A 23,788-nucleotide genomic window follows, 5' to 3' on the forward strand; every position below is an offset into this window, starting at 1 on the left:
TTCTACCTATCGCGCAGCTTTTTCAAGCAATTTTTGTGTTAACGATAAAAATTGTTTTTGTGAAGCATATCAATAAACGCGCAATAAAAAACAGCGCCTCAAAGAACGCTGTTTTTTCTCAACAGATTTTGTTTATCAACTCAGCTTTCCGTTACAACTTCTTCGGCCACGGTGCCAGGCCCATCACCCGCAACGTCTTCTACAACCGTTTCCTGTTCTATGACCGTTTCTTTCTCTGACTCTGGTTTGGCTTCAGCCGCGACCAGTTTGGATTTGTACGCCTCAAGTAAAGACTCAAGATTTGAAATCTGACTCTGCGACTGCTCAAGCTGCATCATCACCATGGATTTCTCTGACTGAGCCTGGGTCAATTTATCCGACTCTTGTTTGACCTTCAGCTTAAGTTCTTTGTTTTCATCACTCAGCAGGTTAACACTCTCTTCATGGTTTAAGCGCGAAACCTCCAGCTCAGAGTTGATCTCATTGGCATCAGACAGAATGTGCTCTGCCTGCTCACGCAACGAGTTATCACGATAATCCGAATTGCTCAGTGCCTTGGAAAGCTTTAGCAGCTTGTTTTCAAACTCAAGCACAAAGGACTCAAATTTATCATCTTCAACGCTGGCCAGTTTTTTTACTTCCAGAGCAACGCTTTTTACATGGTCCAGTTCAAACTGTGCATCTTGTACTGCCAGCTTAATCACTTCCACATCGCGGGTATTTGCCCGTACGGTCTGCTCCGCTGCCGCAATCTCTGCCTTTGTTTTAGCGTAACTTATCGGAGCAACATCATTAAAGTCCTGACGACGAAGCTCAGCCAGTTCTTTCTTAAGAGGTTCAATGTACTGCTTAAGCACCACTTTTTCCTCAAGCATTTTGGCACTATTAAGGAACTTAACCTGACCTGACTGCGCATCGTCAATATCGCCATCTTCTACATCTTCAAACAGATCAGAATATTGAGAAGCCAGTTTCTTATAGTCGGACGGGTATACTTTTCCTGCCCCGATCTCATCAAGGTAACGCATCTGAGCCTGAGCATCTCCCAGCACCTCATCGGCTACCACTTTCAGCTCCTGCAACTTAGTGTAATTTTCTTCTACGCCATTCAGGTATTTTTCAAAATGTTCAATATAAGTGCCGGATGAAAATACAGAGTAGCTTTTGGTTGTGACTGAGGGGTCTTTAGCGATATCTTCATAAACATCAACCGCATCATCCCACTCAACCAGCATTTTTTTGTATAGATCTTTTGAATAAATTTTCAGACTCACTGCATCCTGCAACTTTGTCAGCCACGACTCGTAATCTGATTTCGCTTTCTCGTATGCAGCAAAAGAAGTCTCTTTTTGTGCTTCACTATTGGTTTGCTCCAACTGCTTTGGCTCATCCGAAGTGCTTTGACAGCCAACTAAGGAAAGAAAAGCCCCCGCTACTACCATAGTTTTTACAAATTTCATCAGCCTATCTCTTTAATATTTAATGTCGGGCGAATTATGCCCTGGTGGAATTATTATGCTATTTACTCTATCAGAAAATATTCAGAAATATATACTGAATATTTTATTTAACAGCTCACAAAATACTAAATAAGTAGTAAACAGGCCAGGCTAAACTGCTTCTCATTTAACCAAATTGTTTCTATGTAACAGAACTGGTCTCAACTTCTTGTTCTTATGCTGTCAGGGACTTATGGTGGATGTAAAAGAACTACCGAAGGAATACATTATGAAATTTACCGCTGATATTTTGTCTGAGCTCAACCTTCTGCTGCAATTTGATATCAGTAGTGCCGCTACCGGTATTAAAGTTCATCAGGATGCGTCAGAAGAAATGCAGGCTGCAGTGAAAAGGCTTTATGACAAAGGTCTGTGTACCTTACCCGATGGCGGCTATCTGACTGACGAAGGTATTGAAACAGCCGAGCATGCTGATCGTGTACTACGGATCCTCTCTTCACAGTAAACGATGACAAATATAGCCATTATAGGGTGCGGCTGGGTTGGAAAACCTTTGGCGCACTCTTTGATTAGACAAGGTTACAACGTCACCGTAAGTACCCGTTCCCGGAGCTCTCTGGATAAAGCGATCTCATCCGGCTTGGCCGGTTTTATCTGTGACCTATCGCATCATTGCGCTATAGATGAATTAACTACGCAGCTCCGCAAAAATCGCGTCCATGTGGTCATTGGTGCTTTTCCTCCCGGCTTCAGAAAGGGTTTAGGAGGCGAATACGCCACCTACTGGTCAAAACTGGTTACCGCAGCCAAACAGGCAAAGGTGACCAAAATCATTATGATCAGCTCGACTACCGTCTATCCATCCAGAAATGCCACACTTTCTGAAACAGACGCCTCTCTGACTTTGGCGCAGGGTAATCCTGAATTTACTGAAAATGCGGTTACCATGCTAAAAGCAGAACAGAAAGTGATCGACTCAGGGCTGGAGTATGTCATCGTGCGTTTTTCCGGTCTTTTTGGCCCGGACCGGCACCCGGCAAGATTTGTAAACAAGTTAAAGCAAATTAGCAGCTCCGCTCCGGCCAATATGCTTCATCTGGATGATGCCATTGGAGTCAATTGCTTCGCGATAAAAGAACTCAGTGATCAGATCATCAACGCGACCTCTCCCGATACTGTCAGCAAAGCAGAATTTTACCGCGCGGCTGTAGGCACCTACCATGAAGCACTCTCATTACCTCCACTTGCAGACATCCCGGATAAGCGCATATCTGCTGAAAAAATCCGCTCTCTTGGCTATGTCTTCAGATATCCGAATGCAACAGATGGCCTAAAGAAATGTTAGGTTTTCTCAACTGTTAGAAAACTTATTGTGGCATTGTTAATTTCTTGTGATATTTTTCATATTAACTTTCACATTAGTTATGTATACTAACTCAACGTAGAAGGAGTTTGTATGACTGTTGTGGCAAGAGAAACCTATATTAATACCAGAACTCACTGCATGGATTTAAACAGCGCTGATAAAGTGGTCCAGTCGCTTGATTTAAGTGGTTCAGTGATTGATGTCAGCCCTGCATGGCTCGAATTGACCGGATATGAGAGAGAAGAAGTAATTGGAAAGCACTTTATGCAGTTTCTTGCGATGGAGTCGCTTTTATGTGTCGAGAAAAATTTTCCTTACCTGAAAGACTTTGGTTACGTCAACGAAGTACCACTAAAAATCAGGACCAAAGATAACGAAACTTTAACAGTTAGCCTGACCGGAACATCAAAATACGATCAAGACGGGAAGTTTGAGAGAACGTTTTGTGAGTTAACTTTAGCTGAATAACTCACAAGCGAATTCATCACTTAATATGATTAGGGCAAACCATCTGGTTCGCCCTGATTTCTTTATCACCGAGTCTATTTAAATCAGTGATTCAATGCCGTATTGATCACCGTACTGCTCAACAACAAAATCAATATCCTTGTCACCACGGCCAGACAGGTTGATCAGCACACTGCCCTTCAAGCCATTTTTAGCCAGCTTAAAGGCGTAAGCGACAGCGTGAGAAGACTCAATGGCCGGGATAATACCTTCCAGGCGGGAAAGCTCAAAGAAGGCATCAATCGCTTCCTTGTCGTTTACCGTACCATAGCTAACACGGCCAAGATCTTTCAGATAGCTGTGCTGAGGCCCAACAGACGGGTAATCCAGGCCACTTGCCACTGAATATACTTCCTGAGGCTCGCCATCTTTATCTTTCAGCATGTAAGACTTAAAGCCGTGCATCACACCCGGCTCGCCCAGAGTCAGTGTTGCCGCGTGCTCACCCACTTCATCAAGAGAGCGTCCCGCAGGCTCAACGCCGTGGATTGCAACATTTTCATCATCAAGGAAAGCCGTAAACAGACCCAGTGCGTTTGAACCACCACCCACACAAGCCACAAGGTTATCAGGCTGCTTGCCCGTCATCTCTTCAAACTGAATCTTCGCTTCGTTACCGACAATCGACTGGAAATCACGAACCATCATAGGAAATGGGTGCGGGCCAACCACTGAACCGATTGCATACAGCTGAGTAATTGGATCTTTCAGATACGCTTCAAATGCAGCATCCACCGCTTCTTTCAGTGTCTTTCTGCCATGAGTCGCCGGGATAACATTTGCACCAAGAATACGCATACGAACCACATTCGGATGCTCTTTGGCAATATCCACTTCACCCATATAGATATCACACTCAAGCCCAACCAGTGCAGCAGCGGTTGCCAGAGCAACACCGTGCTGACCGGCACCGGTTTCCGCAATGATCTTCTTCTTGCCCATTTTTTTAGCAAGCAGTGCTTCACCCAGACAGTGGTTAATCTTGTGCGCACCGGTATGGTTTAAGTCTTCACGTTTCAGGTAAATGTCGACACCATATTTTTCGGACAGGTTCTGAGCATGAAATATCGGGCTTGGACGGCCCACAAAGTGCTTATACAGACGAGCCAGTTCTGCCTGAAATTCAGGGTCTTGCCTGCACACCTGATACTCTTTGTTGATCTCCTGCATGATGGACTCAAGCTGCGGCGGGATAAAGCTGCCACCATACTCGCCAAAATACCCCTCTTCGTTAGGCAGAGTATGCTCAAAACTGTTCTTCATTTTATTATTCCTTTCTACATATTTGATACCCGGACAGAGTATCGCGCCGCTAACTTTTTGAGTATATGGAATAACAGGAAAATACCGAGTTCGTGATCGCGCTCTCGCTAACTAGTACAACAAGACAAGCGCGCAAAAATAAAGGCGCCTTTATCAGCGCCTTTATTACCTTTAAGAAGCCTGAACCGCTTTACCCGGCTCCGGAGCCGGATTCAGCTCCTTTTCATTAGAGCCTGAGTTACCGAACCCTCGCAAGCCAACAACATGAACATGCTCATGGTCTTTAAATATCTTACGCACCAGTTTATAGGTGGTGCCCTTCTCCGGGCTGATATTTTCAGGTGCGGCAATCAGAAGCTGCATATCCAGACGATCACAAAGCTCAAATAGTGTAGAGATAGATTTGGCATCCAGTCGGGCTGCTTCATCAAGGAAGAGCAGACGGCACGGAACAATATCTTTGCTTCTCAGGCGGCGCGATTCCTCTTCCCAGCTCTGAACAACCATCAGCAGAATGGACTGACCGGTACCAATTGCCTCACCGGTAGACAGAGCACCAGACTCAGCCTGAAGCCAGCCATCCGTACCACGGTTAACCTCAATGCTCAGTTCGAGGTAGTTACGGTAATCCAGCAGCTCTTCACCAAATACCTGCGGCGAACGCTGACCGATATCGATATGCGGATTCACTCGCTGGAACAGCTTGGTCATCGCCTCTGAGAAGGTAAAGCGCGAATTCTCAAACAGATCCTGATGCTGATCCTGCTGTTCAGCCAGACCACTTAGCAAAATCTCATGACTCTCACGCACATTCACATTCAGGCGAACACCGTTTACCTGACCAAAGTGGATATTCGACAGCCCCTGGTTCAGCATACGGATTCGGTTCTGCTCTCGCTGAATCGTCTTCTTGATAATGGCTGCAACAGATTCAGAGCTGATTGCCAGACGGTTTTCGCGCTGAGTCAGTTCTTCTGTCAGTCTTGCCAGTTCAACTTCCATCTCTTCGATGGCTTCAACCGGATCATCGGTACGGATAATATCCTGACGAATACGCTCCCTCAGATGCTGGTATACCGAAATATAGAAAAGTACCTTACGCTCAGGGTGAGCATTGTCTTCTGACGCACGAAGTGCATCACGCAGATCATCGTTATCAGCGACAGCCAGTCGTAGCGCACCTAACGATTTGTCCGACATAGAACGAAGCTCTTCAGCACTCATATAAGCCAGTTCGCGCTTATGCAGTCTGCGTTCAACATCGTTGTCTTTCGCCAGACGCAGCACCTCACACCAGCCAGCTTTAGCAAGGACAACAAAGGTTCGCAGCTCGCGGTACTCTTTTTCCAGCTTTCTGGCTTTTTTCGCTACGCCCTTCATTTCCAGCTCAGTGGAAGTGATGGTTTTCTCGCACTCACTTTTACGCGAACGTGATGTATGCAGACGCTCATAAAGTTCATCACGACGGCTCTGCGCTCGTTCCTCAGCACCCTCGTCCGCATGAACACCGAACTCCTGCAGCTCCATACGGAATTCCTGCACGGTTTCAGATTTTGCCTGATGAGAGCTCTTCAGCGATGCCAGAACCTGATTGTACTGACTCAGTTGCTCCTGAGTCTGCTTAAACTGATCTCTTGAACGTGTACGCGCTCTTTCTGCATTGACCAGCTTCTCTTTTAGCTGATCACTCAGCTCACTGCTCTGGTTAAGCAAAGCAACTGAATCGGAATAGGAGAAGTAGTGACGTCTTTCATACACATCTTCCAGCGCAAACAGCTTAGCTTTAATGGACTGCAGCTGCTCATCGGCAAGCTGATACTCTTTTTCCAGCTCTTCAAACTGCTCAGGATCCGCATCAAGCGCGGCAATCAAACCTTCAAGCTCTTTTGCTGCCTTGCCATGACGAGAAGTAAACACTTTCGCTTCAGACAGCTCATTGAGTTTTTCACCCATCTCTTCAAAACGGGCTTCAAGAATGTCATCTTCAATCAGTCGAATCTGCGGAGAGATCTTATCCAGAGCGACAATCGCCTGCCTGCTGGACGCCATCTGAGATTTCTGCTGCTGCTCTTTTTCATCTAAGTCGCGCAGTTCACGGGACAGGTTGTTACGCAACTCACGCTGCTTTATCAGAGCCTGCTCAGGGCTTGCTTCAAAGGCCACCTGAATATAGCTGGCAACAAAATCATTAAAGCTCTGGTACAGACGCTGCAGTTTCTGAGAGTCAAAAGAAGCTTTAGCGTATTTCTCAACCACATCCTCACGCTCTTCCCGAAGAATATCCAGTCTCTGCTCGCGTGCAGCGCGGCCAAACAGTGGAATTTCAGGAAAGCGCGAGTAGCGCATCTGACGCTCGTTAAACTGAACACAAACTGCGCCTTCTAACTCATCGGCATCAAATGTGCTGTCATCAAAGGCATCCACATCGCCTTCAATAATGTAGAGATCTTCCGGGCAGTCATCCAGTTCAACCAGTTTTTCTTTAATGCCGGTAAGGTCAGAAACCACAATCGCGTGACGCGCCGGGCCATACATAGCACTGAAGTACGGCGCATCGTCAATAGTGATGTCATCGTAGATTTCAGACAGAAGTACACCGCCAATGGTATCGGCAAGACCTTTCAGGCGAGGATCGTTAGAACCGCCCGGAGATGCCAGTTGCTCAATCTCTTTCTCAAGCTCGCCTCGTCTTGCAGCCAGCTTTTCTTTTTCCAGAGACTGATGCTTTTCATTCTCCAGAACCTTCTGCATTTCTGACATCACAGCCTGACTGTCGTACAGATCGGCACCGCTCTGCTCTTTCAGATTCTCCAGTGCATCGCTGGCCTGAATCCACTTAGGTGCAATAGATTCCAGTCTTTTTATTTCAGCCTGAAGACTCTGCTCTTCACGGCGCTTATCACTGCGCTGCTCACGGATTTCTTCCTGCTCAGCCTCGATAAGCTCGATATTAGCCAGATGCTTATCACGCTCTTCTTCCAGTGCGCCCAGACCGGTAATATCGATATTGTGTTTCTTCTGGTACTCCTTCACCAGCTCTTTTGCCGCCCGCTGCGTACTGATATCCCTTTCCAGATCGCGGTACTGAGCCCGCCACTGGGATTCATTTTCCAGCAGGTTTTCAGCGGAGCGAGCCTGAGCGGTTGCCTGACGGGCAAATTCCGATGCCTGATCACGGGCAATATCGCCCACAATGCTCTTAACCAGAGCAAAGCCTTTTTCAAACTGCTCTGCTGCGCTGGAGCTGATATCCAGCTTATGTTTCACCGCAAGCAGACTGGTTGTTTTATCGCTCTCCTGCTCTTTTAAGCTGGCAAGCTGCTGCTGAACATTTTCGGCACTCAGAGAGTCATCCGCCAGTAGCTGCCTGGCTTTTTCCAGAGCCTGAACCGCCTGCTGGTACTGCAATGCACGTGTCTGCTGAACATCAAGAGCCTGCTGATAGTCAGCCAGCTGAGACTTCAGGCTGTCCACCTCTTCTTCAGAAATGGTGGCATTCTCTTCCGCTTCAATCACACGTTCCTGAGCTTCTTCAACCACCATCACCTGCTCTTCAAGGCGTTCGCTCAGCTCTTCAAGATCTTCCTGATAGCGTTCAATCTTCTCCTGCTGACGCAGGGCATTCTGAACCAGTTGCAGATGATCAGAAGCCGCCTGGTAATCCTGTTCCAGATCGGACTCCTGCTCCACCAGTTGCTCAAGCTCTTCTTTTACCCGGTTCAGCAATTCATTCTGGGCAATCAGTGTGGTTCTTGACCCGAACAACTCACCACGGATAGCCAGTGCATTATCCAGCTTATTTTTGCGGTCATTGGCGTGGCGCATATAGTCCGCAGCCACATAGTTTGTAGACTCAGTGATCAGGTGCTTAAACAGATCACGGTCTGACTGAGTCGTCTTGATCGCCTCAAGCGTCATGCGGTTTTCGCGCAGCGCCGATTCCATATCCTGAAATGCTTTTTTAACGCCACCGTTCTGCGGCAGCAGATAATCTCTTAAAGAACGGGTAATGGCGCTTGAAATACCACCGTAAAGCGAGGCTTCAATCAGACGGTAGAACTTAGAGCGGTCACCACTGTTACGCAGTTTCTTCGGCAATACGCCGTACTCGAACATACGCGAATGGTAGTCAACCACGGAATTGAACGCTTTGTACTGTACGCCTTCGTACTCACCGGCGATCTGCTTAACTTCGTTAATTGAGCGAACTCTTGCCTGACCGTTTTCCAGCTTCTCAATCAGCACATCGGTTGGTTTAACAGCACTTGGCAGCCCCTGAATCACAAAGGGTTTGATATCCACTTTCTTATCACGGCCTGCCACCTGCTGCAGTTTTACACCAAACAGCAGTCTCTGCTTTTTGGAGTTCACCACATCCAACGCGGAATAACAGACGCCCGCCTGCAACTTACCGTACAGACCTTTATCACGTGATGCCTGTGAACTGCCCGCTTCTGTTGTGTTACGGAAATGCAGCAGACTCTGGTCCGGGATCAAAGCGGTAATAAATGCGGCCATGGTTGTGGATTTACCGGCACCATTACCACCTGAAAGTGTGGTCACCAGATCATCGATATCAAAGGTACGAGCAAAAAAGCCGTTCCAGTTGATCATGCTCAGTGACTGATATTTACCTCTTTCAATCATGCTTCTTCCTCTGCTTCATTTGCCTGTTCAACAACCGCTTCACCGTCACGGATCAGTCTTAGCTGCGCCTCTCTCACATCATCACCGACACGAACATCGGCACCAAAGCGGAACACGGCTTCACTGATTTTAAACTTACCCTCTTCACCAATGGAGATAATCATTCCAATGCGTTTCAGGCGGCGCAGAGAAGTACGCACTTTTTCATACAACTTTTCTTTATCAAGGTCAGAGCCGGTGGCACGGTTGGTCACCAGTCTCATCAGTTTCTTTTCATCTGCCAGTCCCAGCAACTCTTCATAGAGCTCCAGATTGGTAAAGATACCTTCATGAGCGATTCGCTCCGGACTCAGGTATAAGAAGCAGAGAACTTTACCCACCAGCATATCCAGCTCAGAAAGCACACTGCGGCCAATCAGAGCGGTTGAGCGGGGTCTCAGATAGAAAAAGCCTTCTGGAGCACGGATTAGTTCAATATTGTAGCGCTGATAAAAATGCGCCAGTTCAGTTTCAAAATCACTTAAAAATGTGTAGTTATCTAAATCTTCTGTCGCGATGTGACGGCCTGCGCGCAGCATGCTGTCAAGTTCAGGGAACAGAGGGTTTGCAATCGCTTTTGCCAGATTAACCGGCATGTATTGCTCAATATTTGTCGATGACATTTGCTTGTACCTTTGCACCAAAATCGTTAATTGCCTTCCAGTCTGGCTGAACCGCCATATAATCGGACTCGGAGTAGCCCAGACGCACGGCCTGGTCGATAACAATTCTGGCTAAATCGAAATGATAAGCCTGAGGGTGTGTTGCGAGGTAATCACGCAAAACCGATCCAAGATCGATTGGCGTCCCCTGCTCTTTATGCACACTCAGCATGCCTGAAATGCGCTGAGTCAGCTCATCATTAACCTGTTCAAATTCTTCATATTCAACTTCAGCCGGAGCCTGACCGGTCACTTCATCATCACGGAGCGAAAGCGCTTCGTCCCGGAGATCGGTAAGCTTGTCAGCATCGGCGTAGGTCAGATACCAGGGCGCATCAAAGTACTCCTTCACCGACTGGCGAAGTCTCTGACTGAATGCCCGGTTTTTATCCATATCAATGGCCGTACGGATAAACTTATGTACGTGGCGGTCATAACCAATCCACAAGTCGATAGACTGCTGGCCCCAGCTGATAATCCGGTCCAGCTTCATCTGCAGACCAAACAGCAGCTCTTCGATAAACTCCAGCTCAGAATCGCCATAGATGATTTCCTGAATATCGATGATCTGCGCCTGCATCTCATCACCTGCGGCCTGAAGGGTATCCTGCAGCTCTTTCAGGGTATCTGATGTGGCAGACAGCAGGGATTCACAGTTATTAATCGCATCCCGCCAGTCCTTATTTAAAAGATCGGCAATCTGCTGCTTAACATCCTGCTGCTGCTCATCCATGACCCGCTGGTTCAGATCAATCTGATCGAAAATTTCGGCGACTGAAAACTTCAGCACACCGTAAACATTCTTTCGCCAGTGCGCCTCTGTACCACCTTCCCGTGCAGCTTCAATCGCTTTTGCCATTTCATCGGCAACCATGGAAAGCTGAATGGAAAGCTTCAGCCTGGAAAATTCTCTGTGACGGATATAGTAATCAGAGATACCAACAGCTAATGGCGACAGACGGTAGATACTCGCACCATCGGTCATTTCACTGGTAAAACGGCTCAGTAAACGCTGATTTACCAGCTCGTTTATCGCATTGTTCGCCCTGAAGGCCGAGGCATCGCCTGTGGTTTCAAATTGTCTGGTGACGATCTTAAATGCATCATGCAATTCGCCCTCACCAAGTTCTTCATCAAACCTTTCCTTACTCATTACCGCGATAGCTATCAAAAATGCTAAACGCTCGCTGGAAAGGTTCAGTGAAAAGTCATGCTGCTGAACCCAACCGACCAATTCATCAATTGGCTTTTCAGCAACATCCTGAGCTAATTCACTCATTGTTAATCCTGTTTTTTCTCTCTACAGCCATCTGAAATTTGTTCAGAATCTTAAAAACTAGACACCTATTGATACTCAGATCAGTCTCTGTCTGCTTTTTCTTTCTCCGTGGGTTATTTAGGAAGCAGGCAGGTATTGATAAGCAGACCGTCCTTGCCAGGGATGGCAAGGTCGAACCCCATGGATGGGTTAATGTGTGTCTGTGTTCAATACCTGCCTGCTTCCGGTGTCCCCGAAATCAGATAGCTTTTTTAGCCCATACGTGTATGTACCGGCCCAGTGACAAGTACGGCTCCTGACGGCAGAGCCTCTTTTCCAGCTCCAGAACATCGTCAAACTCGTAATCACCCATATACTGCATATTGCCAATATAATCCTGAAACGAGCGGATACCCGACTTACCACAAATTTCAAATCCCGCGTCTTCAATCCACTTATAAACCTCTTCCGGCATTAAGCCCTTCTGAGGCTGAAGCTTGAAACGCTTTCTGTGCGGCATCCCTTCCAGAACATGGGGAATATTGCCGCAAATCACATTTTTCAGTACCAGACCATGATGATTATAAAACATGACAGAAGCAATACCGCCCGGTTTCACCTGTTCAAGCACAATATCCAGTGCCTCTTTCGGTGATGCCAGCCATTCCATTACAGCGTGAAACAACACCATATCGACATTGTTATCAAGATATTCCCCCACCCTTTGCACCGGTGAATGAATATAACGGTACTGTGATGAAAGGCCATGGGCATCGATATCCTTTCTTGCCAGTTGCAGCATCTCTGAAGAAATGTCACATAACGACACTTTATGACCAAGCTCGGCCAGCTTCTGAGACATCTGCGCAAGACCGCCTCCGGCATCCAGAATATCCAGCTTTTCACCCTTATCTAAATGCGTTAGCGCAGCCGTCAAATCCTCCCAGACAATGGTCTGCCTTATGGCTCCTTTCTCTGATCCATAAATATTTTTTGCGAATTTGTGTGCGATGTCGTCGAAATTTCGGTCTTCAGTCACGTCAGCTTAGGTTATCATGTCCAATCGTGCTGCTTATTCTGTCATAGGAATATCAGGAATAAAGAGTTATGCTCTTTTTTTATAATTAAGTGATGATTTTTCGGACTATTGAGCAATGTTTGAGCTGAAAAAAGTAATATCGTCCCTTGCTATGCCACTTCCAGCCTTGCTGATCATAGGCTTTTTTGGTTTAGCATTGATAATGTTTACCACCAGGCACCGCTTTGGTGTGCTTTTTGTTTTCGCTTCCCTTACCGGAATTTTCTTAATCTCCTTCCAACCTGTCTCTACCAAACTTCTGCTGCCGATGGAGAGAGAACACACCGCCTTTTTCCCCGTAGAAGGAACGGTTGACTACGTAATGGTGCTTGGCAGCGGTCATGTTGTTGACGATCAGATACCACCAACTTCCGAACTCAGCCGGACTGCTCTGATGAGACTGGCTGAAGGGATCCGGGTTTTACGCATGTATCCTGATGCAAAACTCATCTTATCCGGCTACGCAGGTGGAGCAGAGTTCAGTCACGCTAAGATGATGGCCCGTGTGGCTCTGGCACTAGGTGTTGCCAAACCTGATATTGTTCTGCTGGAAACAGCAAAGGACACCTGGGAAGAAGCAAGACAGGCTGCCGCTTTTGTGAAACAGGGAAAACTGGTTCTTGTCACTTCTGCCAGTCATATGACAAGAGCACTGAAGGAGTTTAACGAAGCTGGCTTAAAGCCAATCCCGGCACCAACCAACTACCTGGCCCAGACCGAGATAAAACAGACCTGGGTAAAATACACCCCACAAGCCCGTTATCTGGAGCAGTCAGAACGTTACTGGCATGAAAAGCTTGGCATCTGGTGGCGCGAAATCAGGGATAAACTGGTAGACACAGAAGAGCTGGAAGCCAGCATGACAGAACTGGCAGAGAATTAAGGGGGGGAACTCAATCCCCCGCAAACATATACCCTTCCCCATGCACAGTAACAAAGATCTGAGGATTCTTAGGATCATACTCCATCTTAGCCCGCATACGGCGGATCAGAACATCAATGGTTCTGTCGTTAGGCGCATCTACTCGGTGACTAATCATATTAATAATACGCTCACGGCTAAGCACAGTATTCGGATAAGAAGAGAGCGCCACTAACAGCTCATACTCAGCCTTAGTCAACTTCACAGGTACACCGTCACGGGTCAGCGAGCGTCTCTGAATATCAAATGTCCAGTCACCAAAACAGATAATATTGCCCGAATCCAAATCAGGGGTATCTTCCTTTGGATTCTTAGCCAGAGAAATACGCCACAACAGGTTCTTCACCCGAACCAGCAACTCCCTTAGTTCAAACGGTTTGGTGACATAATCATCAGCCCCCATTTCCAGCCCGACGATTTTATCTATGCTATCAGTACGTCCGGTGACAAGAATGATACCGATATCTGACTGGCTTCTCAGCTCACGCGTCAGCATCAGTCCGTCTTCTCCGGGTAAGTTGATATCCAGCATCACAAGATCTACCTCATTTTCACTCAGTACATCCCGCATCTGTTCACCGCTGTCCGCTTCGCTTACCTGGTAACCTTCATTCTGAAAGTAACCCACAAGCTTGCTTCTGGTCACAATATCATCTTCTACTACTAATACATGGCTGCTCATAATCACCGCTTTCATTCAGTCCAGAGTTATTAATGGGATTCTATTCATAACTATTAACAATTCTAGTTCATATTGCCGGAACTGTGAAAAACATTACTGTTTATTGACTCAACGCAAGTATCTGAAGTTGCGTTAATTTTTAAATATAAAGTGTCACATTTTTTCATATTAGTGGTTAGTTTTATTCATATTTTTTGTTTACACTTATAATCAATATATTAATAAGACTTGGTAGGAATTCAGTGATGGAAGAAACAAAAGCGTTTAACGAAAAGAGAGCGGAAATTTATTGGTGGTTATCCAGCCTTTTTGCCAAAGAACTAACTCAAAAAGAGCTTGATGCTTATCAGACACCGGAAATACGTTCATTTTTATCCGGCCTTGGTGAAAATGAGATCTTAAAACCATCAGTCGACAGACTGACAGATGCACTGAACCGCCTGCAGGACAGAGAAGACGCACAACTAGAGCTTGCTGCTGACTTTTGTGACCTGTTCCTGAAATCAGATAAGGGCGGAGCACTACCTTATGCTTCACTGTATATCGGTGACTCTGGCCTTTTGAACGATAAACCCGCTCAGGAAATGGCCGAGCTGATGCAGAAAAAAGGCATCGCCATTCAGGAAGGCTTAAATGAGCCAGCTGACCATATTGCTCTGGAATTAGACTTCCTGGGCAACATGATTATCCGTTCCAACGAGCTGGAAAAGCTGGAACATATTAATGACGCGCTTATTGAGCAAAAAGCCTTTATCGAAAAATATATGCTGAGCTGGTTCCCTCAATTTAGCGAGAAGTGCCAGAAGTTTGATGAATTTGGTTTTTATGCCAGCGTCGCAGCCTTTCTTGTGGACTTCTGCAAACTGGATTGTACATACTTAGGCGGTGAATAGTACCCATTAAGTATATTTGTGAAGAAACGCCCGTTTAGGGCGTTGTCTGCCGAAGCAAATAGGTCTAAAATCGGGGCCGCAATCGATAAAATATGAATCTTGCTGCAAACCGCTATCACTTTTAATAGCGGTTTTTGTGTTTTAATCACAACTCAACCTACTGTTGATAATACTATAATAAACACAAACCATTTGATGTTGGCAGCATACACAGGACAAATTTATGGCCACAATTAAAGACGTAGCACGCCTGGCAGGTGTATCTACCACTACTGTATCCCACGTTATAAATAAAACCCGTTTTGTTGCTGAAACCACCCAGCAAAAAGTAATGGAAGCGGTTAAAGAATTAAATTACGCACCAAGTGCTGTTGCACGCAGCCTTAAGTGTAACTCAACCCGTACCGTGGGCATGCTGGTAACTCAGTCAACTAACCCTTTCCTTGCTGAAGTTGTCGATGGCTTTGAAAGCTACTGCTACCGTCAGGGCTATACGCTGATCCTGTGTAATACCGGCGGTATCTACGAGAAACAGCGTGATTACATCCGAATGCTGGCAGAAAAGCGCGTTGACGGCATTTTTGTTCTCTGTAGCGACCTGACTCCTGAGCTTCAGGAAATGATTGAAGGCCTGACTGATATTCCTAAAGTGATTATGGACTGGGGCCATGGCGAATCACTGTCAGATAAGATTATCGATAACTCAGAAGAGGGTGGCTACCTTGCGACCAAATATCTGATAGAGCGGGGCCACGAAAATATTTTCTGCCTGAGCGGTTTCAGAGACAGAACGCTTTGCATTGAGCGTATTCAGGGTTATAAGCGCGCTCTTGACGAGTTTAATATTGAGTTTAACGAAAAGAACATTCTTGAAGGTAACTTTGAGTGTGATACTGCCGTTGAAGCCGCTGATAAGATTCTGGCGATGGAAAACAGACCAACAGCCGTTTTCTGTTTCAACGATATTATGGCGCTAGGGCTGATGAGCCGCCTGCAGGAAAAAGGCATTCGCATTCCGGAAGACATCTCTGTGATCGGTTATGACAATATCGACCTTGCAGCCTACTACTCTCCACCGCTAACGACTGTGCACCAGCCAAAACGCCGTGTAGGTAAAACCGCGTTTGAAATTCTGCTGGAGAGAATCAAAAACAAGGAGCATGAGCGTCGTATTTTTGAGATGCACCCTGAAATAATCTCGCGTAAGAGTGTTTTGGTTCGTAACTGAGTTGTTAAATAAAAAGAGTTTCTGTTAAATATCTCACCCAATATTACCTATCTTTTTTGAACAAAGATCACGTTAACCATCAAATAGCGTGATCTTTGTTCATTTTTTTACTATATTTATTAGGTCACGACCAAGGCAAACCATTTGAAAAAATGGGACGCAAAGCCACCGGCCTTAGCCTATAATTAGTTTAACCAACTGATTTTAATAGAAAGGCAGCGGGGTTGCCGAAAGCAAATTAGCATTCAGAAAACGCGAGTTTTACCGTTTTCTGACAACAGATCACATAGATTTGCTAATTTTCTCGGAAACAAATTGGTTGAAGCAATTTTTAACCCGAGACAAGCACCATGGATAAACCAGTATTAAAAGATTCACTCAGACTTTTCGAACATTTTGGTAAAGTCAAATCACGTTCAATGTTTGGTGGATTTGGCATTTTTGTTGATGAGACGATGTTTGCTCTTGTCGTAAATGATGCCCTTCATATTCGCTCAAACGATTCTACAATTGAAGAATTCAAAGCTGCTGGCTATAAGCCTTATGTTTATAAGAAGCGTGGATTCCCGGTTGTTACAAAATACTTCGCACTTCCGCAGGACTTTTGGGATGACACTAACGACATCCTGAAAATTGCTGAGCATGCCCTAAATCTCGCTAAGGAAGAAAAGGCACACCAGGCAGAGGAAAAACCAACCCGCCTGAAAGACCTTCCAAACCTGCGTCTGGGCACAGAACGCATGCTAAAAAAGGCCGGGATTAATTCCGTAGCCGAACTAAGACAAGCTGGCTCTGTTGGCGCATTTAAAGCGATCAAACAGACAAACTCAACCGTTAGCCTTGAACTGCTTTGGGCGCTGGAAGGCGCACTAAAAGGCAAGCACTGGTCTGTGATTACTAAAGAACGCAGAGATGAGTTGATGAGTAAGCTGGACTAGTGTTTCAACTTCTCAGCTAACTGAACATAAAACCGCTGTCACCAAACAGCGGTTTTTATTTTTTTATGAAATAAAAACCGCTCCGCCCCTGTCCTTATATCCATGTGACCTAAAAAAGCTATAATGCTCCATTATGATCTGGAAGATATTATGAATAAAAAACTGATTATCGGCCTGCTGCTTCTGCTTGTTATCATCACCCTTGCCACCCAGTTTGGTCAACACCTGACTCTGGAAAATGCAAAACAGCAACAGGCGCTGTTAGCGGAGTATATTGAAGCCAACAAAGTTTCAGCTGCACTTATCTACTTTCTGGCCTATGTGGTGGTTACAGCCTTCTCTATTCCGGGAGCGGCAGTGGTAACATTGCTGGGAGCGGCGCTGTTTGGCTTCTCACTAAGCCTTTTGCTGGTCTCGTTTGCAAGTACATTGGGAGCGACATTTGCGTTTCTCAGCAGCCGCTATCTGCTGAAAGACTGGGTTCAGACTAAATTTGGCGGAAAACTGCATGCAATAAATAAGGGTGTCGAAAAGGACGGCTCATTTTACCTCTTCTCGCTAAGGCTGATCCCTGTGTTTCCATTTTTCCTGATAAACCTGCTTATGGGACTGACACCGATTTCAACCCTGCGTTTTTATCTGGTCAGTCAGTTGGGTATGCTTCCCGGCACAATGGTTTACCTTAACGCTGGTACTCAACTGGCAACAATAGACAGCCTTTCAGGTATTGTCTCGCCAAATGTGCTGATCTCTTTTGCCCTGCTGGGCCTGTTCCCTATTCTGGCAAAGTGGATTATGGCCAGAGTTAAACCGGGAAAAGGCGTACAGCAGGGGTAATATGCGGGTCTTACTTAATATTTTTAGGTAAGACGCCGTTTTTTCTTAATAGCTTAAAGCTTCCGTATTTTAGCTTCTCAAGCCAGATATTGTCGCCCTTTTGTAAAAAGAAGCACTCCATTTCGTCTTCTTTACCTTTCGCCACAAAGAAGTGTAAGGTGCCCTCTTCAATTTGAGTTTTCTTATAACCCCTTATGTGCACCTGCTTTGCTCTCTGCTTGGACAGATAATCATACTGCTCCTTGGGGCCGCCATTTTTTAGATCTAAGGTAATTTGATACAAGAGTGGCACATAAGGGTATGCACCTTCAGCATCTTTTTCGAACTCTTCCTTTTTATTGTTTTTGCCATTCACAAACTGTTTCTGTGAAAAATCCCAGTCATAAGCCTTTTTCTTGGAGCCGACTTTCTGTTTGTAACTGGTCTGTACCGGAACCAGTAAATCACCGTTTCTGATATATGAACCACGCTCTTTCAGGTCAGCCTTTATCCACATAAAGGAGCCCTTTGCATTCGTTTCGTAGTTACAGTTCTGTTTCTCACACTTGGCAAGCATGGTGGCATGGCCCAACGTCAGCGGACCAAACCCGACGACAAACTCCCCGTTAAACGCATCATAAGCAATGGCGCTTGCATGAAATGGAGCTGCTATCAGAGACAATACCCCAATTTTTTTTATTGTGTTTCTTAACATATCCGTAAGACCCATTGACCTAAATTTACTGGTGACAACCACTAGTTATCGCTCAGTTTTGTTACTCAATTTTGACACTAAAGGCAAATAAATGTTCCACTAGTTACAGTATTTCATTATGTTATTTATACTTATATAAAATCGTCTATCAATATAAGGAAATATATTGCGCTGTACTAAAGGGATTTTTATTCACCGCAACTTACAAGTTTGGGCTGAGACCAGAAGCATTTTGTCTGCACGGCGCAAAGTTTCTGTTCTGTTTCTATCATTCAGTATAGCCTACTCCCCGTTAACGGCAGCTGAAGCTGAAATCAGTGAAGCTGCTGATACTTCATACTCACCTGAGATATTACTGGCGGAACCGGAGTCCTGGGTAGATCTAACTGAAACTTATATATCTGATACAGTGCACGATTTCAGCTCCTTTCTGGACCATCATCTGGCAAAAGATGAAAATGAGGAAATCATTACCAACAGAAGTTACGTCAAAATCGATGCCACCTCAGTGTACACACACCGGGATGATTATAGTTCTGACGGCAGAATAAAAGCGCGTATTCATTTACCTCATATACGGAAAAACTGGAAACTGCTTCTGGAAACTGAGCCGGATGATTATGAATCACTGGAAAGTAAAGAGAGAGACACAGCAGCCAAAACGGCCAATGACTCTGTTGACGGAGCCATTGCCGGTGTCGATTTACCGCAAGAGCAGTATAAGTTCTGGACAAGCGATCTGGATATTGGGATAAAAATAAAACTTCCTTTCGATCCCTTCATCCGGGGAGAGATTCGTCGCGTGGAAGAGCTGTCAGAAAACTGGACAGGACAATTCAAGCAACGCGTTTTCCATTTTCATTCCATTGGTTCCGGCACCCTTAGCGAGCTTAGCTTCTATTACGCCGTGAACGAAGATGAATCCGATATTATTACCGCCACATCCAGTGCTCAATACCTGCATGAAGACCATAGCTGGGAGTTACTGCAACAGTTTGTCTATTCCGACCGGCTTAATGACCGGCACCTGCTGGAACACGCCATAGGCTTGTCTGCCAACCCGGATGAGGATGAGAAAATAACAAACTACTGGATATCGACATCGTGGCGTCAAAAGCTTTATAAAGACTGGCTCTATCTTTACGTAACTCCGGAGATCGAGTTTCCCAGAACATACGACTACAAAATCAACCCAGGGGTGATGCTTCAGGTTGAGGCCTATTTTACCAAGAAAAGGGATATCAACCGGTTAAACAGAAGTATCCCTAAATCCACCAGAAGGCTTAACTAATCTAGCCGCTAACCCGCTGGATAAACTCAATAGAGTGCTTATTAAACTCGTCCGGTCTTTCTACATTGCAAACATGACCACACTGGGGGATCTCACGCAGAAAGCTCTGACTATGCGAATTAACCATCTCCCGCACAGGCTGGATAAACATATAGTCCTTATCCCCCATCAGATAAAGCGTCGGTATAGGCAGTTCTTTATCCTTGAAATAACGCATCAAAGGATTTACCTCTGCAGCAAGAATAAACCAGCGCTTAAACTCTTTCTGACACAGCTTTTTCGCTTCTGAAACGAACAGGAGCCTGGACTCCTTCTGGTTGCGCTGCGGCATAACAATGTAGGCAAACAGGCGGTAGAGCCACATGTAAGGGACAATATGTTTACTGAGATTACCAAGCCTGACCAGAACCTGAGAGCGGGTATTTAACCGGGTAACCGCTCCGCCAAGAACCATGGAACGAACCCTTCCGGTGGCCAACTCCGCAATATTGCGCACGATAATGGTCCCCAGAGACATTCCGACAAAGTGTGCAGAATGGATCTTAAGGTGGTCCAGTACCTTAAGTACATCCATGGTGACTTCTTTAAAGGTGTAGCGGTTAGTGATAATACCCTTGATAAAATCAGAAGAGCGCCCGTGTCCGCGAAGGTCCACCAGCAGCAGGTTGAAGTGTTGTTTATAGGCCTTTATCTGCTTAAACCAGATAGAAGAACTGCCGCCGGCTCCATGCACAAATACCACCCATTCTTTACTGGTTGGATGAATATAGGTTTTGTGGAACAACAGACTCTCTGACATAACTTTATCTAATTGGTAAATGGCTGATGAGCTTATCATAACTATAGCCGTTCAAATCAAGTAAAACTCGCGAACCGGCTCTATTTTTGTTGGTTTGGATAAATATTGCTCTCTGCTTGGTCGCAAAAAAGGCAGCCTGTGGCTGCCTTCCGTAGAGTCCTGTTGACGTTATTTTTTAGGTTTCTTACGCTTATCCGTAATTTCCCATTTGCCGTCAATGTACAGACCTGTCCATCCTGATGGTTTACCATCGATCTCGGAACGCACATAGTTCTCTTTAGACTTACGGCTAAAGCGAACTACCGTCGGACGGCCATCTGGATCCTCCGTCGGCGCCTCTGTCAGGTACATAAACTTCGGAGAGATTCGGTCTTTGAATCTTACAAGTTCTTCAACCAGTGGCGCTCTTGTCTCACGCGATTTAGGGAAGTTACTTGCTGCCATAAACAGGCCGGAAGCACCATCTCGCAGAACAAAGTAAGCGTCTGAATTTTCACACGGCAGTTCAGGGAAGTGAACCGGGTCTTCCTTAGGAGGAGCCACTTCACCGTTTTTCAGAATCTTACGGGTGTTCTTACAGGTCTCGCTGGTACAGTCCATATACTTACCAAAGCGACCGTTTTTCAGAACCATATCCGAGCCACATTTGTCACATTCAACAACCGGACCATCATAGCCTTTCGCTTTGAACTCACCGTACTCAACCACATAACCGTCACAGTTTGGATTGTTACCACAGACATGCATCTTACGCTTGTCATCAATCAGGTAAGCATCCATTGCGGTTTCACACTTAGGACAACGCTTCTTAGCACGAAGTGCCGCTGTTTCAACATCCTCTTCCAGAACATTGATGATGCCTTCTTCGTCACCCAGGTTAATGGTTGTCTTACAGCGTTCTTTCGGTGGCAGAGCATACCCAGAACAGCCCAGGAATACACCTGTTGAAGCAGTACGGATGCCCATTGGGCGACCACAGGTCGGACACTCAATATCAGTCAGTACGATATTGTTTGGCTTCATACCGCCCTGCTCTTCATCCATCTCAGCGGTTTCCAACTGACCGGTGAAGTCACTAAAGAAATCATCCAGAACGCCTTTCCAGTTCGCATCACCTTCGGCAATTTGGTCCAGTTGCTGTTCCATGCGAGCGGTGAAGTCATAGTTCATCAGGTCGTTAAAGCTGTCATCCAGGCGGTCTGTCACAATCTCGCCCATCTTCTCAGCGTAGAAACGGCGCTGATCTACCTTAACGTAGCCACGATCCTGAATGGTCGAAATGATAGATGCGTAAGTTGACGGACGGCCGATACCACGCTTCTCAAGCTCCTTAACCAGAGCCGCTTCGGTAAAGCGTGCCGGTGGCTTGGTGAAGTGCTGCTTAGGATCCAGCGCTTGCAGGTCAAGTTTATCACCCACCTGAACTGCCGGAAGAATCTGATCTTCGTTCTTACCAACCGGACGCTGTACACGAGTCCAGCCATCAAACTTAAGAATACGGCCTTTGGCTTTCAGCGTATACTCGGCTGCTTTTACGCTCACTGTTGTTGAGTCGTACTTCGCAGGCGTCATCTGACAGGCAACAAACTGGTTCCAGATTAGCTGATACAGTTTGTGCGCATCCGCGTCCATACCCTGCAGATCATCCGCTTTTACGTCCACGTCCGATGGGCGAATCGCTTCGTGCGCTTCCTGAGCTCCCGCCTTACTGCCATACAGGTTTGGCTTCGCCGGCAGGTACTTGTCTCCGAACTCAGAACCAATAAAGCCACGTACGGCCTCTACAGCCTCGCTGCTCAGGTTAGTGGAGTCAGTACGCATATAAGTGATGTAACCACCCTCATAGAGGCGCTGAGCCAGCATCATGGTCTTTTTCACACCATAACCAAGGCGGGTACTTGCTGCCTGTTGCAGTGTGGAGGTGATATAAGGCGCAGATGGCTTACTTGAAGTCGGTCTGTCTTCACGCTTGCAGACTTCGTAAGCGGCTTTTTCCAGAGTCGCCAGAGCCTGCTTTGCTTCATCTTCGTTAGATGGCTTGTATGCACCGCCATCCTTCTGAGCAACCAGCAGACGGAAATCGGTTTTGTCCTGAGTTTTGGTATCAGCATGGATATCCCAGAACTCTTCCGGGATAAATGCGTTAATCTCACGCTCACGCTCAACCAGCAGCTTAACCGCCACCGACTGCACACGCCCGGCAGAAAGACCACGCGCCACTTTTTTCCATAGCAGAGGTGAGACCATAAAGCCCACAACCCTGTCCAGGAAGCGTCGCGCCTGCTGCGCATTCACGCCATCCATATTCAGGTGACCAGGTGTCTGGAAAGCCTGCTGAATGGCATTTTTAGTAATTTCGTTGAAAACAACGCGCTTATATCGCTCTTCATCACCACCGATGATCTCACGAAGGTGCCAGGCGATAGCTTCTCCTTCGCGGTCCAAATCGGTTGCGAGATAGACGTTGTCCGCGTCTTTCGCCAGTTTCTGCAGCTCGGCAACCACTTTTTCCTTGCCTGGCAGAATCTGATAATTCGCATCCCAACCGTCGTATGGGTTGATACCCATCTTTTTAATTAGCGCGTTTTTCTCTTTCTCTTTCTTGATACGAGCCTTCTCTTCCGGACTCATACCTTTTGTAGAAATCGCTGCTGCTTTCTGCCCGCTGCTTTGGCCGGCGGTAGGAAGGTCGCGCACATGGCCGACACTAGACTTAACAATAAAGTCTTTTCCCAGATATTTGTTTATAGTTTTAGCCTTTGCCGGCGACTCCACTATAACGAGTGACTTACCCATAATTGAACCAGACGTCCTCAGTTTCCGATGGCTATCTTTCACGCCATGCAATACATTCTTCTTTTTTTACTATTGAGCGAGTTTTATTGCAGTGTCAACCAGTTTTTAAATTAAATATTTTGTTTGGTCGAGTTATCACCAATCTCGCAACCCCAGATTTCAGGCAGCACATCTTATCCATGGCCAGACAAATGTACACAACAACAACCCACGAATTCTGCGACAAGTCACAAAACCAACTCCAATAGCAAATCATCTACACCCCATAGCCCCATAGCCCCATAGCCCCATAGCCCCATAGCCCCATAGCCCCATAGCCCCATAGCCCCATAGCCCCATAGCCCCATAGCCCCATAGCCAAGCCTACTATCGACTCCCCCAAAAAAAACCAATAAACTACCCCCCATCACAAAAAGCAGGAACTAATA

18 protein-coding genes, 1 pseudogene and 1 riboswitch are annotated in these 23,788 nt (G+C 46.2%); of the genes and pseudogenes, 9 read left to right on the plus strand and 10 right to left on the minus strand.

Features of this window, described 5'->3' with window-relative positions; translation table 11 throughout:
* Positions 1-140: 140 nt before the first annotated feature.
* Entirely contained in the window at positions 141-1,460 is a 1,320-nt protein-coding gene (locus tag L3Q72_RS08825; protein ID WP_275129580.1) for a hypothetical protein, read from the minus strand.
* Positions 1,461-1,728: 268 nt separating this feature from the next.
* Between L3Q72_RS08825 and L3Q72_RS08830 the strand changes: the two genes are divergently transcribed.
* The 3 genes from L3Q72_RS08830 (at position 1,729) to L3Q72_RS08840 (ending at position 3,294) form a co-directional block, all read left to right on the plus strand.
* Positions 1,729-1,965, plus strand: a complete 237-nt coding sequence (locus L3Q72_RS08830) for a TIGR02647 family protein (RefSeq protein ID WP_275129581.1) — start codon at positions 1,729-1,731, stop codon at positions 1,963-1,965.
* Positions 1,966-1,968: 3 nt separating this feature from the next.
* Positions 1,969-2,805 (plus strand): NAD(P)H-binding protein, encoded by an 837-nt coding sequence (locus tag L3Q72_RS08835; protein WP_275129582.1) that lies wholly within the window; start codon positions 1,969-1,971, stop codon positions 2,803-2,805.
* Between the two features lie 111 nt (positions 2,806-2,916).
* A complete protein-coding gene (locus tag L3Q72_RS08840; protein ID WP_275129583.1) occupies positions 2,917-3,294 on the plus strand; it encodes a PAS domain-containing protein in 378 nt (125 codons plus the stop codon).
* A gap of 78 nt (positions 3,295-3,372) precedes the next feature.
* On the opposite strand, the gene trpB is transcribed toward L3Q72_RS08840, so the two are convergent.
* The 5 genes and pseudogenes from trpB to cmoM all read right to left on the minus strand — a co-directional run bounded on the left by trpB (position 3,373) and on the right by cmoM (position 12,241).
* Positions 3,373-4,596 carry a tryptophan synthase subunit beta gene (gene trpB, locus L3Q72_RS08845; protein WP_275129584.1) on the minus strand — a complete coding sequence of 408 codons (1,224 nt, stop codon included), beginning with the start codon at positions 4,594-4,596 and terminating at the stop codon, positions 3,373-3,375.
* A gap of 171 nt (positions 4,597-4,767) precedes the next feature.
* Positions 4,768-9,243, minus strand: a complete 4,476-nt coding sequence (gene mukB / locus L3Q72_RS08850; RefSeq protein ID WP_275129585.1) for a chromosome partition protein MukB — start codon at positions 9,241-9,243, stop codon at positions 4,768-4,770.
* Between the two features lie 29 nt (positions 9,244-9,272).
* Positions 9,273-9,905, minus strand: a pseudogene (mukE, locus tag L3Q72_RS08855) (chromosome partition protein MukE); the annotation flags it as partial.
* Complete coding sequence (gene mukF, locus L3Q72_RS08860) at positions 9,886-11,223, minus strand: chromosome partition protein MukF (protein ID WP_275129586.1); 1,338 nt, start codon at positions 11,221-11,223, stop codon at positions 9,886-9,888. The pseudogene mukE and the gene mukF, both read right to left, overlap by 20 nt.
* A 238-nt stretch (positions 11,224-11,461) precedes the next feature.
* Entirely contained in the window at positions 11,462-12,241 is a 780-nt protein-coding gene (cmoM, locus tag L3Q72_RS08865) for a tRNA uridine 5-oxyacetic acid(34) methyltransferase CmoM (RefSeq protein WP_275129587.1), read from the minus strand.
* 115 nt (positions 12,242-12,356) lie between these two features.
* Between cmoM and elyC the strand changes: the two genes are divergently transcribed.
* On the plus strand, positions 12,357-13,163 hold the full coding sequence (gene elyC / locus L3Q72_RS08870; RefSeq protein WP_275129588.1) for an envelope biogenesis factor ElyC: 807 nt from the start codon (positions 12,357-12,359) through the stop codon (positions 13,161-13,163).
* A 10-nt stretch (positions 13,164-13,173) separates the two neighbouring features.
* On the opposite strand, the gene torR is transcribed toward elyC, so the two are convergent.
* Positions 13,174-13,884: a two-component system response regulator TorR gene (torR, locus tag L3Q72_RS08875; protein WP_275129589.1), complete on the minus strand. Its 711-nt coding sequence runs from the start codon at positions 13,882-13,884 to the stop codon at positions 13,174-13,176.
* Positions 13,885-14,129: 245 nt separating this feature from the next.
* On the opposite strand from torR, the gene torD reads away from it, so the two are divergent.
* The 4 genes from torD (at position 14,130) to L3Q72_RS08895 (ending at position 17,780) form a co-directional block, all read left to right on the plus strand.
* Positions 14,130-14,777 (plus strand): molecular chaperone TorD, encoded by a 648-nt coding sequence (gene torD / locus L3Q72_RS08880; RefSeq protein WP_275129590.1) that lies wholly within the window; start codon positions 14,130-14,132, stop codon positions 14,775-14,777.
* Positions 14,778-15,000: 223 nt separating this feature from the next.
* Positions 15,001-16,005 carry an HTH-type transcriptional repressor PurR gene (gene purR, locus L3Q72_RS08885; RefSeq protein ID WP_275129591.1) on the plus strand — a complete coding sequence of 335 codons (1,005 nt, stop codon included), beginning with the start codon at positions 15,001-15,003 and terminating at the stop codon, positions 16,003-16,005.
* Between the two features lie 124 nt (positions 16,006-16,129).
* Positions 16,130-16,237, plus strand: a riboswitch (cyclic di-GMP riboswitch).
* Positions 16,238-16,355: 118 nt separating this feature from the next.
* The gene (locus tag L3Q72_RS08890) at positions 16,356-16,943 is read left to right on the plus strand and encodes a TfoX/Sxy family DNA transformation protein (protein WP_275129592.1); all 588 of its coding nucleotides are present in this window, start codon (positions 16,356-16,358) and stop codon (positions 16,941-16,943) included.
* A 150-nt stretch (positions 16,944-17,093) separates the two neighbouring features.
* Positions 17,094-17,780 carry a TVP38/TMEM64 family protein gene (locus L3Q72_RS08895; protein WP_275129593.1) on the plus strand — a complete coding sequence of 229 codons (687 nt, stop codon included), beginning with the start codon at positions 17,094-17,096 and terminating at the stop codon, positions 17,778-17,780.
* A 10-nt stretch (positions 17,781-17,790) separates the two neighbouring features.
* Here the strand turns inward: L3Q72_RS08895 and L3Q72_RS08900 are convergent, their stop codons facing one another.
* Positions 17,791-18,474 carry a hypothetical protein gene (locus L3Q72_RS08900; protein ID WP_275129594.1) on the minus strand — a complete coding sequence of 228 codons (684 nt, stop codon included), beginning with the start codon at positions 18,472-18,474 and terminating at the stop codon, positions 17,791-17,793.
* Positions 18,475-18,706: 232 nt separating this feature from the next.
* On the opposite strand from L3Q72_RS08900, the gene L3Q72_RS08905 reads away from it, so the two are divergent.
* Positions 18,707-19,765, plus strand: a complete 1,059-nt coding sequence (locus tag L3Q72_RS08905) for a hypothetical protein (RefSeq protein ID WP_275129595.1) — start codon at positions 18,707-18,709, stop codon at positions 19,763-19,765.
* 1 nt (position 19,766) lies between these two features.
* On the opposite strand, the gene L3Q72_RS08910 is transcribed toward L3Q72_RS08905, so the two are convergent.
* Positions 19,767-20,564, minus strand: coding sequence for an alpha/beta hydrolase (locus L3Q72_RS08910; RefSeq protein ID WP_275129596.1), 798 nt, complete (start codon positions 20,562-20,564; stop codon positions 19,767-19,769).
* A gap of 168 nt (positions 20,565-20,732) precedes the next feature.
* Positions 20,733-23,360, minus strand: coding sequence for a type I DNA topoisomerase (topA, locus tag L3Q72_RS08915; RefSeq protein WP_275129597.1), 2,628 nt, complete (start codon positions 23,358-23,360; stop codon positions 20,733-20,735).
* Between the last annotated feature and the right edge of the window lie 428 nt (positions 23,361-23,788).

Origin of the sequence: Vibrio sp. JC009 (assembly GCF_029016485.1) — a bacterium.
Taxonomy (GTDB): domain Bacteria; phylum Pseudomonadota; class Gammaproteobacteria; order Enterobacterales; family Vibrionaceae; genus Vibrio.